Annotated in this window: 11 protein-coding genes; 7 read left to right on the top strand and 4 right to left on the bottom strand. The window is 66.6% G+C overall.

The annotated features are described in order from the left end of the window. Positions 1–81: 81 nt before the first annotated feature. Together ACVWY0_RS10970 and ACVWY0_RS10965 are read right to left on the bottom strand one after the other, a co-directional pair. Positions 82–1443, bottom strand: coding sequence for an MFS transporter (locus ACVWY0_RS10970; protein ID WP_485836721.1), 1362 nt, complete (start codon positions 1441–1443; stop codon positions 82–84). A 69-nt stretch (positions 1444–1512) separates the two neighbouring features. Beyond that, positions 1513–2451 (bottom strand): proteasome assembly chaperone family protein, encoded by a 939-nt coding sequence (locus ACVWY0_RS10965; protein WP_485836720.1) that lies wholly within the window; start codon positions 2449–2451, stop codon positions 1513–1515. A gap of 260 nt (positions 2452–2711) precedes the next feature. On the opposite strand from ACVWY0_RS10965, the gene ACVWY0_RS10960 reads away from it, so the two are divergent. The 5 genes from ACVWY0_RS10960 to ACVWY0_RS10940 all read left to right on the top strand — a co-directional run bounded on the left by ACVWY0_RS10960 (position 2712) and on the right by ACVWY0_RS10940 (position 8960). Further along, on the top strand, positions 2712–4238 hold the full coding sequence (locus ACVWY0_RS10960) for a leucyl aminopeptidase (RefSeq protein ID WP_485836719.1): 1527 nt from the start codon (positions 2712–2714) through the stop codon (positions 4236–4238). Between the two features lie 283 nt (positions 4239–4521). Beyond that, the gene (gene lpdA / locus ACVWY0_RS10955; protein ID WP_485836718.1) at positions 4522–5904 is read left to right on the top strand and encodes a dihydrolipoyl dehydrogenase; all 1383 of its coding nucleotides are present in this window, start codon (positions 4522–4524) and stop codon (positions 5902–5904) included. Between the two features lie 124 nt (positions 5905–6028). Then, positions 6029–7786 (top strand): 2-oxoglutarate dehydrogenase, E2 component, dihydrolipoamide succinyltransferase, encoded by a 1758-nt coding sequence (gene sucB / locus ACVWY0_RS10950; RefSeq protein ID WP_485836717.1) that lies wholly within the window; start codon positions 6029–6031, stop codon positions 7784–7786. 162 nt (positions 7787–7948) lie between these two features. Beyond that, a complete protein-coding gene (locus ACVWY0_RS10945; protein WP_252614038.1) occupies positions 7949–8299 on the top strand; it encodes a hypothetical protein in 351 nt (116 codons plus the stop codon). Between the two features lie 232 nt (positions 8300–8531). After that, a complete protein-coding gene (locus ACVWY0_RS10940; RefSeq protein WP_111906955.1) occupies positions 8532–8960 on the top strand; it encodes an OsmC family protein in 429 nt (142 codons plus the stop codon). Between the two features lie 124 nt (positions 8961–9084). Here ACVWY0_RS10940 and ACVWY0_RS10935 read toward each other — a convergent pair whose 3' ends face one another. Next, a complete protein-coding gene (locus tag ACVWY0_RS10935; RefSeq protein ID WP_485836716.1) occupies positions 9085–12579 on the bottom strand; it encodes a S41 family peptidase in 3495 nt (1164 codons plus the stop codon). A gap of 74 nt (positions 12580–12653) precedes the next feature. Between ACVWY0_RS10935 and ACVWY0_RS10930 the strand changes: the two genes are divergently transcribed. Further along, positions 12654–13547 carry a TIGR01777 family oxidoreductase gene (locus tag ACVWY0_RS10930; protein ID WP_485836715.1) on the top strand — a complete coding sequence of 298 codons (894 nt, stop codon included), beginning with the start codon at positions 12654–12656 and terminating at the stop codon, positions 13545–13547. Positions 13548–13588: 41 nt separating this feature from the next. Here the strand turns inward: ACVWY0_RS10930 and ACVWY0_RS10925 are convergent, their stop codons facing one another. Continuing rightward, on the bottom strand, positions 13589–15514 hold the full coding sequence (locus ACVWY0_RS10925; RefSeq protein ID WP_485836714.1) for a serine/threonine protein kinase: 1926 nt from the start codon (positions 15512–15514) through the stop codon (positions 13589–13591). A gap of 148 nt (positions 15515–15662) precedes the next feature. On the opposite strand from ACVWY0_RS10925, the gene lipB reads away from it, so the two are divergent. Continuing rightward, a complete protein-coding gene (gene lipB, locus ACVWY0_RS10920) occupies positions 15663–16331 on the top strand; it encodes a lipoyl(octanoyl) transferase LipB (protein WP_485836713.1) in 669 nt (222 codons plus the stop codon). Positions 16332–16423 lie beyond the last annotated feature (92 nt).

Here is a 16423-nt window from a genome sequence, read left to right as displayed (position 1 = left end):
GGTTCCAGCTTTGGCGCAGCGCGAGCCGCGGTGAAGCGCCAACTTACCGTATGTGAATAACCTGCCTGTGCAGGAAAGGTGTCAGTCTTTACCCGCGCGGTCCTTGGACTCGGACGGCTGGCGACGCTGGGCCAGGTTCGCCCGCCGCTGCTGCGCCATGGCCCGAAGCAATGGTGCCACCACAACACCTTGCGCTGCCATCTGGCGCCGTACTTTGCGCCGACAGACAATCGTCATGGCGGCGCCAAAGCCCAGCAGCAGGAACTGTACGCTGAGTGCGATCCGGAACGGTTCCAGCCCGTACAGGACGCCGTCGGAATAGCCGCTGGCCAGCAGGACGTCCAGCACCAGGCCGATCAGGAAGATGGCCACGAGGGCCGCGATAAAGCCGCCCACGTTCACGATGCCCGTTGCGGTTCCGATCCTGTGCGCCGGATTGAACGTCCGTGCGAAATCAAACCCGATCATCGATCCCGGCCCCCCGATGGCCAGGACGACCACCAGGCACGCCAGCAGCCACAGCGGTGAACGGCCAGGCATCAGCAGCACCGCGGCCCAGGCAGCGGCCGTGGCGCCGGCGATGAGCAGGACCATCGTTGACCGGCGAAGCGGGTGGCGGGAGACGAACTGCCCAATGAAGGGGCCCACCGCCATCGCCGCCGCAACGTACAAGGTCATCAGGCCGGCAACGGTTCCGGCATCCAGGCCCTGCCCCGAGATCAGGAACGGATATCCCCAGGTCATGGCGAAGACGGTGCCGCTGAACTGGATGGTGAAGTGGCTCCACATCCCCAGCCGGGTGCCCGGCTGGCGCCATGCCCGCGCGAGCGAGGCGCCTGTGGCCTTCAACCCCTGCTGCGCCTGCGGCGCGGGCGCACCGGGCGGGTGGTCCTTCAAGAGCACCAGCACCAGGACAACCGCCACGCCCGCCATGCCCGCCAGCATCAGGAAACCGGAGGTCCAGCCGAAGGAATGCAGGACAAAGGCGAAGGGAAGCACACTGAAAAGCTGCCCGAGCTGGCCTGACATGCCCGTCAGCTGGGTGACCAGGGGAACCCTGGCCGGCGCGAACCACAACGGAATCAGGCGGATCACGGAAATAAAGGTCATGGCGTCCCCGGCGCCCACCAGAATCCGCCCCGCCACACCGCCGGGGATGGTGTCGGCGAAGGCCAACTGGAGCTGGCCAAGACCCATCAGGACGGCTCCACCGGCGATCATGGCGCGCGAGCCGAATCTGTCCACGAGCAGGCCCACGGGGATCTGCAGGCCGGCGTAGACCAGCAATTGCAGCACCGTAAAGAAGGAGATGGCGGACGCGCCGGCATGGAACCGCTCGGTGGCCTCAAGTCCCACCACACCGAATGACGTGCGCTGGGAGACGGCCACAAGGTAGGCGAAGATGCCGATGGTCCAGATCAGCCAGGCTCGGGGTGCAGTCACCCCCTCATTATGCCGGGGCTGCTGCCCGGACCAGGGCAGGCGTCTGCCAGGCGGACGCCGTGGGGCGGGCTACGGGTGCGGGTTCTCGCGGGCCAGGTAGGCCTCCACTGCCGCGCCCAGCTCGTCCCCGTTGGGCAGTTCGTCATTTTCATCGGCCAGGAGGGAGCGCCGGACGGTGCCTTCGGCCTTTTCGTCGTACCTCTCCTCCAGCCGGGTGACCACCTGCTGGACATCTTCGGAGGCGGCCACCTGCTCGGCGATCTGGCGGCGCACTTCCCGGCCCGCTTCGCGCAGCCGGTCCGCCGGCAACATCAGGGACGTCGCGGCACCGAGGAATTCGAGTCCGGCTACGGCGGCTGGCGGGTATTCCGCCTCAGCAAGGTAGTGCGGAACGTGGATCACGTAGCCGGCAACATTGCGCTCGGCTTCCATCAGCCGCAGCTCCAGAATGTGGCCCACGGCCGCCGGAACGTCAACGGTGGGCTTCCAGACCGAGATGCCCTCGATCAGTTCCGGACGGTTGCCGTGGACGGTCACACCCACTGGGCGAGTGTGCGGCACCGGCATGGGAATGGAGTGGATCCAGGTCACGAGGTTCACGTCCAGCTTTTCCACGATGCCGACGACGGCGCGCGCGAACCGCTCCCATTGAAGGTCGGGTTCAAAACCGGCCAGCAGCAGGAAGGGGCTGCCGAGCCCGTCCGTCAGCTTGTACAGCGCCAGCTTCGGCTGCTGATAGTCCTGCAAGTGATCTTCCACAAAGGAGATGTGGGGCCGCCGCGACCGGTAGTCGATGAGCTGGTCGGCGTCGAACACCGCCATCGTCTCGGCGTCGAGGGTGTCCAGGAGCTCCGCATTGATCTGCTTCACCACGTGGCCGGCATCGGCGAAGCCGGTGAAACCCATCAACAGGTTCAGCCCGCGGAGCGCCGGGCTGTGGAACAGCTCGATGTTGCTCGCATAGAGCGCATCGGGGTCCAGCAGGGAACCGGAAATCCGTTCAAGCACGGCGTCGTCCTTTCAAGGAGTCGGGTGAATATCTTGTACAACGCGGCCAGGCACCCCTGAATTCCGCCAGCGGGTGTGGCGCAGGTCTCAGGAGATTCCGCTGCCGCGGCCCGCAGCGGCTACGATCGTGAATGGCCCGCCGGACGGGTTAACCGGCACCCCGGCGACGTCCCGATCGGACGGCCGCCGGATTTCCATGGCCGGGCGCCTGACATCCATACCAGCGCGAACAGCCTTTTCGAGAATTGAGGACTTACCCCGTGGTCAAGAATACTGAAATCAACCTTAGTACCCTCGCTAAGGACCTGAAGAGGACCCCCAGTGACGCCGTTGTCATCGGCGTAGGACAGGGATCGGACGGACCTGTCCTGCTTGAGAACCCGCTGACCGCAAAATCTGCTGAAGCGCTGACCGATTCTCTGAAGGTCCTGGGCGTCACCGGCGCCGCTGACCAGATCGTTCGGCTGCCCGGCCTGCCGGAAACGGGTGCCGGGGTCCTGGTTCTCGCCGGCGTCGGCAAGGTGGCCGCTGGCCGTCCGCTGACCGAAGAGGCCCTGCGGCGTGCCGCAGGTTCCGCCGTCCGCCAACTCGGTGGCCTGCCCACTGTTGTCCTCGCGCTCCCGACGGCGGGAGTCGCCGACGTCGCCGCGGTCGCCGAGGGTGCCGCCCTGGGAGCCTATTCCTTCACCGAGTACCGGTCGTCCAACGACGGGCTGAAGGATCCGGTCCGCAACGCAGTGATCTACACGGACGTTACCGCCAATGATGCGCTGCGCTCTGCCCTGACGCGGGCAGGCCTGATCTGCAAAGCCGTCAACGCCACGCGGTCCCTGGTCAACCAGCCGCCCAGCCACCTCTACCCCGAATCCTTCGCCGAGGCCGCCAAGGAACTGTCCAAGGGCCTGCCTGTTAAGGTGACGGTCTGGGACGAAAAGCGCCTCGAAAAGGAAGGCTTCGGCGGCATCATGGGCGTGGGCAAGGGGTCCACGCGCCAGCCCCGCCTGGTGAAGGTCGAATACGCCCCCGCAAAGGCCACCGCAAAAATCGCCCTGGTGGGCAAGGGCATCACGTTCGACACCGGCGGAATTTCGATCAAGCCGGCCCTTGGCATGGGTGACATGAAGAGCGATATGGCGGGCGCCGCCGTCGTCCTTAATACTGTGCTGGCCATTGCGGGACTTGGCCTACCGGTGAAGGCGACCGCCTGGCTCTGCATCGCAGAAAACATGCCCTCCGGTGCGGCCTCACGGCCGGCGGATGTCCTTACCATGTTCGGCGGCAAGACCGTTGAGGTGCTGAACACCGATGCCGAGGGCCGCCTGGTCATGGCTGACGGCATCGTCGCGGCGAGCCTCGAATACCCTGACGCCATCATCGACGTCGCCACCCTCACCGGTGCGCAGCTCATCGCCCTCGGCAACAGGACCGCCGGCGTGATGGGCTCTGACAGTGTCACCGGGCCACTCAAGGCCGCCGCCGACCGTGCGGGCGAACTGGTGTGGCCCATGCCGCTGCCGGAGGAACTGCGCCCGAGCATCGACTCCCAGGTGGCCGACCTCGCCAATATCGGTGAGCGCCACGGCGGCATGATGACCGCGGCCGTTTTCCTGCGCGAGTTTGTGGGCAAGGGCAAAGACGGGGAGCAGATCCCCTGGGCGCACATCGACATCGCCGGCCCCTCCTTCAACAACGGAAGCCCTTACGGCTACACCCACAAGCAGGGCACGGGCTGCACGGTCCGCACACTGGTTGCCTACGTGGAGGACATGCTGGCGGCTGCCGTCTGACCCCCGGGGAACCCTGACCTGTGCTGTTGAGTTGTCACGCGGCCGTTTGACCTGCGACCGCAGAACCGGCCGTGATCCCTTGGCCACATGGCCGCGTGACACTCGACACAAGCGCCCCACAAAGGCGGCGCCAAGGTGGAGCATGGATGAGGGGTTCGCTAAGGTGAACCCCGGTAGTCACAAATGCACGAGAACCTGCCTGCTGGCATAATCACGGCAGTACAAGTTCCAAGACCAGATGATGCGCACGATCGCGTCATCGTTCACGCGAGGGAGCGTCTAAGTGGCCGATCAGGCAACTGCGCAAGAATTCGACATCCTGGTACTAGGTGGCGGCAGCGGCGGATACGCCACGGCCCTGCGTGCCGTACAGCTTGGCTTGACCGTTGGTCTGGTTGAGAAGGCCAAACTGGGCGGCACCTGCCTGCACAACGGCTGTATCCCCACCAAGGCCCTGCTGCACTCCGCAGAAGTTGCCGACCACGCCCGCGACGGCGCCAAGTACGGCGTGAACGTGGAGCTCCAGTCCATCGACATGACCGCCGTGAACGCCTACAAAGACGGCATCGTTGCCGGTAAGTTCAAGGGCCTGCAGGGTCTGATCAAGGGCAAGGGCATCACCGTCATTGAGGGCGAAGGCAAGCTCACCGCCCCGGACACCATCACCGTGAACGGCACGGCCTACAAGGGCAAGAACATCGTCCTCGCCACCGGCTCCTACTCCCGCTCCCTTCCAGGCCTGGAAATCGGCGGCCGCGTGATCACCTCTGACGAAGCCCTGAAGATGGACTACGTGCCTAAGAGCGTCATCGTCCTGGGCGGCGGCGTCATCGGCGTCGAATTCGCTTCAGTATGGAAGTCCTTCGGCGTGGACGTCACCATCATTGAGGGCCTGCCGTCCCTGGTGCCCAACGAGGACGCATCCATCATCAAGGTCCTGGAGCGCAGCTTCAAGAAGCGCGGCATCAAGTTCAACACCGGCACCTTCTTCCAGGGCGTCGAGCAGGACAACGACGGCGTCAAGGTCACCCTGGTGGACGGCAAGACCTTCGAAGCAGACCTTCTGCTCGTTGCTGTCGGACGCGGACCGTCCACGGCGGGCCTGGGGTTCGAAGAAGCGGGAGTCACGGTTGATCGCGGCTTCGTGATCACCAACGAACGCCTCCACACCGGCGTCGGCAACGTCTACGCCGTCGGCGACATCGTTCCCGGCGTGCAGCTGGCACACCGCGGTTTCCAGCAGGGCATCTTCGTCGCCGAAGAAATCGCCGGCTTGAAGCCCGTGGTTGTCGACGACATCAACGTCCCCAAGGTCACCTACTGCGATCCCGAGATTGCCTCGGTGGGTTACTCCGAGAAGGCCGCCAAGGAGAAGTTCGGCGATGACAGGGTTGAAAGCACGGAATACAACCTGGCCGGAAACGGCAAGAGCGCCATTCTGGGCACCGGCGGCATCATCAAGTTCGTCCGCGAAAAAGACGGCCCTGTTGTTGGCGTCCACATGATCGGCACCCGCGTCGGCGAGCAGATCGGCGAAGCCCAGCTGATCGTCAACTGGGAAGCCTACCCGGAAGATGTTGCCGGACTCATCCACGCGCACCCGACGCAGAACGAGGCACTCGGCGAGGCCGCAATGGCCCTGGCCGGTCGCCCGCTTCACGGCTAATTACAGCCAGCAGCACAGCAAGACAACAGGGCTTTGTGCACCCGGCGTGACCCGCCGGGTGCACTAAGCTCGAACAAGCCAGCCATCATCCGCACAAAAGATCAATAAGGAGAACGGGGACGACATGTCTGAATCCGTTAACTTGCCCGCCCTCGGTGAGAGCGTCACCGAAGGAACCGTCACCCGCTGGCTCAAGCAGGTAGGTGACCGGGTAGAGGTGGACGAACCGCTGCTCGAGGTTTCCACCGACAAAGTAGACACCGAAATCCCCTCTCCGATTGCCGGCATCATCGAGGAAATCCTCGTAGCCGAAGACGAGACCGCTGAAGTAGGCGCTCCCCTGGTCCGCATCGGCGACGGCTCCGGCGGCGGCGCAGCCCCCGAAGCAGCAGCACCGGCTGCAGAGGCCCCGGCCGAGGAAGCCCCCGCCGCACCGGCTGCAGAGGCCCCGGCCGAGGAAGCCCCGGCCGCAGAAGCACCGGCTGCAGAAGCTCCCGCAGCGGCAGCACCCGCCGCTTCGGACGGCGAAAGCCACGATGTCACCCTCCCGGCACTGGGCGAAAGCGTCACCGAAGGAACCGTCACACGCTGGCTGAAGGCCGTGGGCGACACCGTTGCAGTGGACGAACCGCTGCTCGAGGTATCCACGGACAAGGTTGACACCGAAATCCCGTCCCCCGTCGCTGGAACGCTGCAGGAAATCCGGGTCAACGAAGACGAAACCGCCGAAGTTGGCGCCGTCCTCGCCGTCATCGGCTCCGGCGCGGCAGCCCCTGCAGCCTCCGCACCGGCACCAGCAGCAGCGCCGGCACCCGCCGCCGCGCCTGCCGCACCGGCACCCGCAGCGGCACCGGCACCCGAAGCACCCAAGGCAGAGCCTGCTCCGGCGGCACCTGCCGCGGCAGCAGCACCTGCTCCCGCTACGGCCCCGGCACCCGCAGCCGAGCCTGCTGCCGGCGGCGAATCCGGCTACGTGACTCCCCTGGTCCGGAAACTGGCCAACCAGCACGGCGTGGACGTCGCATCACTGTCCGGCACCGGCGTCGGTGGGCGCATCCGCAAGCAGGACGTCCTCGCCGCGGCAGAAGCCAAGGCCGCTCCCGCTGCAGCAGCACCGGCAAAGCCGTCCGCCGCTCCGGCCGGCCCGGCTGCCTCCTCCCTGCGTGGCACCACGCAGAAGGCACCCCGCATCCGCCAGGTCATCGCCCGCCGTATGCGCGAATCCCTCGAAATCTCCACGCAGCTCACGCAGGTGCACGAGGTGGACATGACCAAGGTGGCCAAGCTCCGCCTGAAGGCCAAGAACTCCTTCCTGGCCCAGAACGGCGTCAAGCTCACCTTCCTGCCGTTCATCGCCAAGGCCGTGGCCGAGGCCCTCAAGCAGCACCCCAAGCTCAACGCTGCGTACGACGAGGACAAGCAGGAGATCACCTACCACAACGCCGAGCACCTGGCGATCGCAGTGGACACAGACAAGGGCCTCCTGGTTCCGGTCATCTCCGATGCCGGCAACCTGAACCTGGCCGGACTGGCCGCCAAGATCGCCGACGTTGCCGGGCGCACCCGCGACGGCAAGATCGGCCCGGACGAACTGTCCGGCGGAACGTTCAGCATCACCAACATCGGTTCGGTCGGCGCCCTGTTCGACACCCCGATCATCAACCAGCCTCAGGTCGGCATCCTGGGCACCGGTGCGATCGTCAAGCGCCCCGTGGTGGTGGCCGATGAGAACGGTGACGACTCGATCGCCATCCGCTCCATGATGTACCTGTCCCTCACGTACGACCACCGTCTGGTGGACGGCGCGGATGCGGGCCGCTTCCTCCAGACCCTGAAGGCCCGCCTTGAAGAAGGCGCCTTCGAGGCCGACCTGGGACTCTAGCCCCAGGCCAGAACCGCGCGACGGCGGTGCACGCGCCGGTGGGAAACCACCGGAAGGCGTGCACCGCCGTCGCGTTTTAAGGCGCAGCGCTGTCTCCGCCGACACACAAACTCTGCGGCCGGCCTTACTACATGATGTAGAACCCCTGCGTAGACTGATCGCATGATTATCGTGTACAATCTCGTGGTCTTCCTGCACATCGTCGGCGCCGCCATGATCGTCGGAATCTGGATCGGGAACATGAAAACCCCCACGGTCCACCCCCGGCAGTTCGACGGCGCAGCTCTTCAGCTCATCACCGGCATTGTGCTGATGGGCCTGATCCCGTCCCTGGACATGGACGCGAATTACTTCAAGCTGGGCATCAAGTTCGCCATCGCCCTGGCCGTCGGCGTGCTGGCTTTCATCGGCCGCCGCAAATACAAAAAGGGCGAAGACATCAGCAAAGGCCTGGCCCACGGAGTTGGCGGACTTGCACTGCTCAACGTGGCCATCGCCACGATGTGGAACTGAACGCCGGCTGAACCACTCACGACGGCGCCGCTCCCCCGCTGTGGGGTGCGGCGCCGTGGCTGTTTAACGGACAAGCGGTGACCGCCACGCAGCCGCCAGGCGGCTGGGTTGCACAGTCACAATCCACTGAGAGCGGACAGCCTGTGCACGGCCGCCGCTCAATCCCTAGGATTGGAACCGGCGGGGCCAGGCAACGGCCGGTCCCGGTTCGAACCGACTTTGAGGAGTGGACATGGCAGCAACACGCACCGCGCACACAGTATGGAACGGCGACCTGATGACGGGGTCGGGTCAGACCACGCTGGACAGCTCCGGCCTCGGCACATTTGAGGTTACCTGGAAGGCCCGCACCGAAGCGGCCGAAGGCAAGACCAGCCCGGAAGAACTGATCGCCGCAGCGCACGCGAGCTGCTTCTCGATGGCGTTCAGCAATATGCTCGCCCAGGCCGGACATGCTCCGGAAGAAGTCAACACCAAAGCCGACGTGACCTTCGTTCCCGGCACCGGGATCACCGGGAGCCACCTGACCATGTCCGCAAAGATTCCCGGCATCTCCGAAGAGGAGTTCCAGCGGATCGCCGGCGAGGCCAAGACCGGCTGCCCGGTTTCCGGCGCTCTGGCCAGCATCGAGATCACCCTGGACGCGTCCCTGGAATCCTGATCCGGTCTGGCGGCTGCCGCGTTCGCTCTGGACGCTGACGGCTCCTGAGACAGAGCAGGCCCTGCCCCGCCCGGATTCACCGGGAGGGGCAGGGCCTTCTTTGTTCTGTTGGTGCCTGGCCGTCCTATTCGCCGTGCCGGCGGGCCGGAAGCGGTGCGGGCTTGAGGCGGCGGTAGCCATCGCGGACCGGGGGCTTGTCCGTGGGCAGCTCCTGGATCATTTCCTTGAGCGCACCGATCCCGTATTCCAGCTGGGGGTCCCTGCCGGCGGCATGAGCATGCGGCGGGTAGAGCACTTCGATGTCGGGGTCCACGCCGTAGTTTTCCACGGACCAGCCCACGCCGCCACCGAACCAGGTGGCGTACCGCGGCTGGGTCACGCCGGTGCCGTCGGCCAGGGAGAACCTGTTGTCGATCCCCACCACACCGCCCCACGTGCGCGTGCCGATCACCGGGCCGATCCCGCGCAGTTTGGAAACCTGGGTGATGATGTCGCCGTCGGACCCGGCAAATTCATCGGCGAGGATGATCACCGGACCCCGCGGCGCGTGGTGCGGGTAGGTCCGCGGACGTTCTCCGCGGGGCATGCTCCAGCCGGTGACCTTCCGGCCAATCAGCTCCGCCACCAGCTGGGACGTGTGTCCGCCACGGTTCCGGCGGACATCCACGATGAGTCCGTCCAGGGCAGTTTCGGTGTCCAGGTCGCGGTGCAGCTGCGCCCAGCCGTTGGCCATCATGTCCGGGATATGCAGGTACCCGTAGCGGCCGCCGGAGGCCTCCCGGACGATCCCGCGGTTCGCGGCCACCCATTCCTGGTAGCGCAGGCGTTCCTCGTCCTTGACCGGGATCACGGCGATCCTCCGCTGCTCTCCTGCCTCGACTCCATGCCCGGCTCCGTTGCGTAATGTCAGCTCCACAGCCCGTCCGGCGGCGCCCACCAGCTGCATCGCGGGGCTCACCGTGGCGGACAGCGGCACACCGTCGATGGCCAGTACTACGTCCCCAGCTATGGCGGCAGCGCCGGGCCGGTTCAGCGGCGAGGTGGCCAGCGGGTCCGAGGACTCCCCGGCAAGGATCCGGGTGATCTCCCAGCCCGCCGCTGTGAAGGCAAAGTCTGCGCCCAGCCGTCCCTGGCCGTTGCTGCCGTTTTCCGTGACGGCTGCGGGCCGGACGTAGGCGTGCGAGGTGCCCAGCTCGCCGTGGAGCTCCCAGAGCAGGTCCACCAGGTCGTCGTGGGACCCCAACCGGTCGACGATCGGACGGTACCGCTTGTGGATCGACTCCCAGTCCTGTCCTGCCATATCCTCGGCCCAGAAGAAATCGCGCTGCAGGCGCCAGGCTTCGTCGAACGCCTGGCCCCAGACGCTGAGGGGGTCCATCATCACGCGGATGCGCCCCAGGTCCACCTTGACCAGCTGGCCGGATTCCTCATCGGCTTTGGCAGCAGAAGGAACTACGCTGACCTGCTTGTCGTTGACCAGCACTACTTTCTTGCCATCGCCGGAGAGCCGGTAGCTGTCCAGGGCTTCCACCAGCGTGGCGGACTTCCGGCGGGCCAGGTCGAACCGGACCAGGCTGGGGCGGGCGTCCTTGTCTTCCTGGCTGGCTTTGCCGTCGCCGGTGACGCCTGCCAGGGCCCAGTCCAGCCATAGCAGTGCACCCTCCGTTGACGTGAGTGACGTGTAATTGCCCTGGGGCACCGGAACGCCGATGACCCGGTGGGCCAGCCTGGCCGGGTCCACGCGGACCGCGGGACCTGCCGCGGTGTCTGCGTCCGTGGTGTCCGCGCTGTCCGTGGTTGCGGCAGGGGACAGGTCAACAGCGGGGCCAAACGGCGACGGCGTCGTGGCAGCCAGTGCCACCAGGTACGGCTTGATGGGGCTGGGGAAGGACAGGTCGAACGAGTGCCCGTCGTACACCGGATCAAAGCTGCGGTTGGACAGGAAGGCCAAGAACTTACCGTCCGGCGTGAAGCTTGGGGACCCGTCGCAGAAACGGCCGTCAGTGACCTCGACCACGCCGCCCGCCAGGTCCGCGGCATTGGCCAGCCGAAGCCGGCTCCGGGAGCCGAACGAGGTGACAGGTTCGGACCAGGCAAGCCACTGGGAGTCAGGAGACCACGCGAGTTCCGCGATGCTGCCCTCGCCGATGCTGGTGACGAGGGAAAGCACACCGGTGGCTGTGTCCGCCACATAGACATCCCCGAAGGAGGTTCCCACGGCAAGCCACCGGCCATCGGGGCTCGCTTCCAGGGCGCTGGCGCGTGACGGCTTCGGGAAGGCGATGCGGGTCGGCAGGCCGGACCGTCCTGCGTTGACGTCGGCTTCCGACGGGCCGTGGGCGGCGTCGGCCGGGGAGTCATCGGCCCGGGAGTCATCAGGCACCGGAACAACGACGTCGGCAGTCACCGGTGCGGACGATGCCGCCGCGGGAACCGGACGCGGCAGTGGCGCTTCCGATTGGTCCCGGGCGGCTGCAGCAGGTACGGCAGCCGGGGCTGCCGTGACGGCAGGGACCACGGTGTCGGGGACCTGCGCGGCAATCTCCTTGATGTAGATCGCCTCCACGCCGTCGTGATCGGCGACGTAAGCGAGGCGGCCGCCGTCGAGCGGCCTGGGGAGCCGTGCCCGGACACCCGGGGTGGCCTCGACGATACGGGAGGGGCCGTCCTGGTGACGGAGCCAGTGAAGCGTGCCATGGGCCTCCACTGCGCTGGCGGAGCCGCTGTCATCCGGCACCACCGTGCCCAGATGTTTGGAAGTTTTCAGCAGGCCCGGGCGACGCGATTGCGACGCGGAACCCAGCGAGATGTCCAGCCGTACCGCGGCAGAGGACAGATCGTGCAGGATCCAGAGCTCACCGGCAGATTCGAAGATGACCCGCCCACCGTCGGTGGACGCGTGCCGGACGTAGAAGTCCTCGTGGTCGGTGTGCCGTCGAAGATCGCCTCCGCCGGGCAGCACCGAGTACAGGTTTCCGTAACCCTCGTGGTCTGACAGGAACGCGATGCGCCCGTCCACCCACATCGGATCTGCGAGGTTTCCGTCGAGGTGGGGAACCAGGCGCTCGAACTCCCCGTTTCCGTCGGCGTCAATCCAGAGCTTGCCCGCGGTACCGCCGCGGTACCGCTTCCACCAGGCCGGTTCACGGGAGAGCACACTGGCCAGGACAACCGGCCGCTCGTCCCCAACTTCCGGACCAAAGGCCACGGATTCGACCGGTCCGAAAGGGAGCTCCTCAGCCGACCCGCCGTCGACCGGGACGCTGTAAGCGTAGGTGTGCCGGCTTTCAGCTTGGCGGAACGCGCTGGTCACTACTGCGTCGCCGGCTGCCGTGAAGCCTTTGACCTTGGTTGTGGCGTGGCCGAAATACGTCAGTTGCCGGTAGCCACCGCCGTCCACCTCCGCCGAGACCACTTCCGGGGCGGTTCCCTGGATGACCGTCCAGACCAGCCGTTTGCCGTCAGGCGTAAACCGCGGATTGCGGGCGGGCAGCTGCAGTGACGAAACCCGCCAGGCGCGGCCACCGCTGAGCGGCGCGATCCACACGTCGTCCTCTGCCACAAACGTGACCAGATCGCCGTGGACATGCGGAAACCGGAAGTAGCTCGAAGAAGTCATCGTTCGATCATAGTCAACTCCCGGTACGGTCCCGGGGAGGTACCGACGGCGTGCGGGCCGTGGTGAGATGGATCATGCACATCGTCATTGCCGGGGCCTCAGGGCTGATCGGGACCCATTTGTCCGCAACGCTGCGAGAGGCCGGTCATGACGTGACCACGCTCGTCCGACGCGAGCCCACGTCCGCGGCCGAAATCCGCTGGGACCCCGCAGCGCGCCGCCTGGATCCGGCGGCGCTGGCCGGCGCGGACGCAGTGGTCAACCTCTCCGGTGCCGGGATCGGGGACAGACCCTGGACCAGACGCCGGGTCGACGAGCTGATGACTTCGCGGTTGGCAGCCACCGGCACCCTGACCGCGGCCATGGCCACGCTTGACGACCCGCCGCGCACGTTTATCAGCCAGTCGGCGTCCGGGTACTACGGCGATTCCGGGTCCGCCCAGCTCCGGGAGAACGCGTCGCCGGGCTCGGGTGTTCTGTCACGTATCTGCGTCGAGTGGGAGGCCGCCGCCCATCGGGCGCCGGCCGGCGTCCGCGTGGTCACACCACGCACCGGTGTTGTCCTCAGCCCCGCAGGTGGCGCGCTGGGCCGGCTGCTGCCGCTGCTTCGCCTCGGGGTGGGCGGTCCACTCGGCCACGGCCGGCAGTACTGGCCGTGGATCACTCTTCCGGACGTCGCCGCAGCATTTATGTTCCTCGCTGACTCCGGGCTCCACGGACCGGTCAACGTCTGCGCCCCCGAAAGCGCTGACGTCAACGCGTTGGTCGGCGCCCTGGCATCCGCGCTCCACCGGCCGGCATTTTTCCGGGTACCTTCGCTGGCCCTGCGCCTGGTCCTGGGTCAGTTGGCCGATGAACTCATCCTTCCCAGCCAGCGGATGGAACCGGCGGTACTGGAAGCAGCCGGCTTCCAGTGGCAGCACCCGTCACTGGCCGAGGCCGCTGCCTGGGTGGCGGGCAAGCACTGAGTCTGAGTCAATGGGCTGAGGCAACGTGCTGAGGCAACCAGTCAGGACCCGGGCAGGACGTCCGTGATCCGCCAGCGGCCGTCAACGGAGACCAGCACCAGCCGGAGGTTCTGGGCGGCCACCGGTGCGCCGGCCGCCACGATCGCTCCGGAAGCGTCCCTCTCCTCATAGGGCGACGTGGCTGACGTGACACTGACAACAACCTGGCCGGATGGACTGCCGGGCTGGACCTGCAGATCCGCTACGGAACTCGTGAATCCGGCCAGGACGTGGCCTGACTCCTGGAGCTCGGCCTTAAGGCCTGCATCCGCGGCAGAGGCCGCCGATCCCGGGGCATTAACCAGATCCAACAGCTCCAGCCGGCCGGAGCTGAAGGCTAGTGACCTCACGGCGGCCAGTCCCCGGACTGCTTCGAGCGGGTCCGCCGAGTCCAGCTGAGCGGCGGCGTCGGCCGGGACTCCTGCGGCGGCGAGCATGGTGTCCAGCTCGCCGGTGTCCACCTCGCCGGTACCCGCACTCTCCGCTTCTGCCCGTGCGCCGGTCCTGTCGCCGGCACTGGCAGCGACCGCCCCTGGTCCGGCGGGCACCGCCCACGGCCCCTCCGGCCCAAAGGCGCCAGCGGCCCAGATGGCTCCCGCCACGATGGCACCGGCTCCCACCGCCAGCAGCACCGTGCCCCGATTGCGTCCGGCCATCCCCACACGCCCGCCGCGCCGGTTTGGTCCGGGGCCCACCACCTTCTGCGACACCACCGTGCGACGCTTCGCCCCGGGGTTTTGTTCGTGATCCTTCGGGCCAGGTTCCACGGCATGCCTGCCGCGCGGCGCCGGCTTTTCCCCGTCGACAGCCTGGACCATTGCGGCGACGCGGCTGGCCGCTGGTGTGCTGGCCTCTGGTGCGCGGGGCTTCGGTGCGCGGACCACTCGCAGCTCCGCTTCCTCCCCAGCCGGGAACGGAAGGACCTGCCGCACCCCCACCAGCCCGGACCAACGCGAGGTCGAGATCCGGCGCCGCCAGGCCCGGAGACCATTCCGGAGCGCGCCGCCGGGATGTTCCGGGACGGGGCGCCGCGTCAGCAGCTGCGGGATAACCGTGGCGTGGACGGAGGAGGCGAGGTCCACCGGCAACGGTGGGGCACTGCGGTAGACCGCCGTCGCCAGCTCAACAGCCGTGGGCCGGAGCCGCCGGTCCTCGTTAAGGCCAGCCTCCAGGGCCGCGGCCAGCTCGACTGGAACGTCAGGGAGCAGGAGGGAAAGAGGCGGACGGTCGGCGGTACGGCGTGGCGGCTGGCCCGTGAGGCAGTACCACCCCAGCGCCGCCACCGAGTAGACGTCGCGTTCCGGCTGCAGCCCCGCCCTCACGGCGTCCACCGGTACCGGATCCATGAACCCCGCGGTGCCATGGTCCGGCACTGCCGAAACATCACCCACCATCCTGGCGATGCCGACGTCGGACAGCATTGGCTTGCCATGGCCTGTAAAGAGGACGTTCCCGGGCGATACGTCACCGTGGGTGAACCCCTGGCCGTGCAGGTAGCCCAGTACCTGGGCAATAGGGGTGAGCACGGTGACCGTCTCCCCGATGGTGAGCTTGGCCCTGCTTCCGACCAGCTCTCCGAGGGAACCGCCGGGCGCGTAATCCAGCAGTAGCCCTATTCTCCCTCCGGCCGTCACTGCTGATCCGGCCGGCTCGCGAAGACGGAGGGCGTCGTGGGCTTTGATGAGGTGCTGGTGGTCAAGGACAGAAAGAATGCGGATTTCACGGCGGATGGCCTCCTCGGAGTCGGCCCCGGCTTCACTGTGTTCGCCGGGACCGGTCGCGCCGCTGTGCCCTGCACCGAGCCATTTCAGCGCAAACTCGCGGCCCGACCTTTCTTCAGTAACCAGCCACACCGTTGAACTTCCGCCGCGGCCCAACATGCGGCCCACCAGGAATCCGGGAACCACCGGGGCAGTGAAATCTTCCATGACTCATGTCTAGCGGAATCCGGGAATGCCTGCAGAAGTTATCCACAGGCCATGGGCATCCACCGGATCCGCCAGCGCATGAGTCAGTGCATGAGAGGTCCGACACTATGACCGGACCCCTCGCGGATCGGGGTCTAAGCTTGACGGCATGACTCTTGAGTTTTCACAGGTGGGTCTCGCCCCGGACTTCGTTGACTACACGCGCGGCTGGGATCTGCAGCGCGGGATCCACAGCAAGGTCGTCACAGCCGTAGCGCCCAGCACTGTCCTCATCCTTGAACATGCCGCCGTCTATACAGCGGGCAAGCTCACGGAAGAGCACGAGCGCCCGTTGGACGGCACGCCCGTCGTTGCGGTGGACCGCGGCGGAAAGCTGACCTGGCATGGCCCCGGCCAGCTGATCGCGTATCCGATCCTCAAGCTGAAGAACCGGTCAGGCATCCGAGACTACGTTGAGCGGCTCGAAGCCGTCATGATCGCGGTCATGGCTGACTATGGCATCAACGCAGAGCGCATCAAGGGACGCGCCGGCGTGTGGATCACGGCGGACAGCAAGGGCCCGGACCGGAAGATTGCAGCAATCGGCATCCGGGTCCTGGACGGGGTCACAATGCACGGCGTCGCCATTAACTGCAACAATGATCTGGCGCCTTATGCCCAGATCATCGCCTGTGGCATCACCGACGCCAGCGTCACCACAATGTCCATCGAAACCGGCAGGAACATCGCCCCGAGCGAGATCGCGGACCGGTTCGTGGAAGAATTTCGCAAGCACGAAGAAGCACTCGTTTCAAGCCCTGAGGGAGCACTCCTGTGACACTGGCACCAGAAGGCCGGAAGCTGCTGCGCGTTGAGCAGCGCAACTCTGCAGTACCTGTGGAGCGGAAGCCGGAGTGGATCAAGGCCAAG

The sequence above is a fragment of the Arthrobacter sp. UYNi723 genome, assembly GCF_054057635.1.
This window is presented reverse-complemented; position numbering and strand designations above follow the sequence as displayed.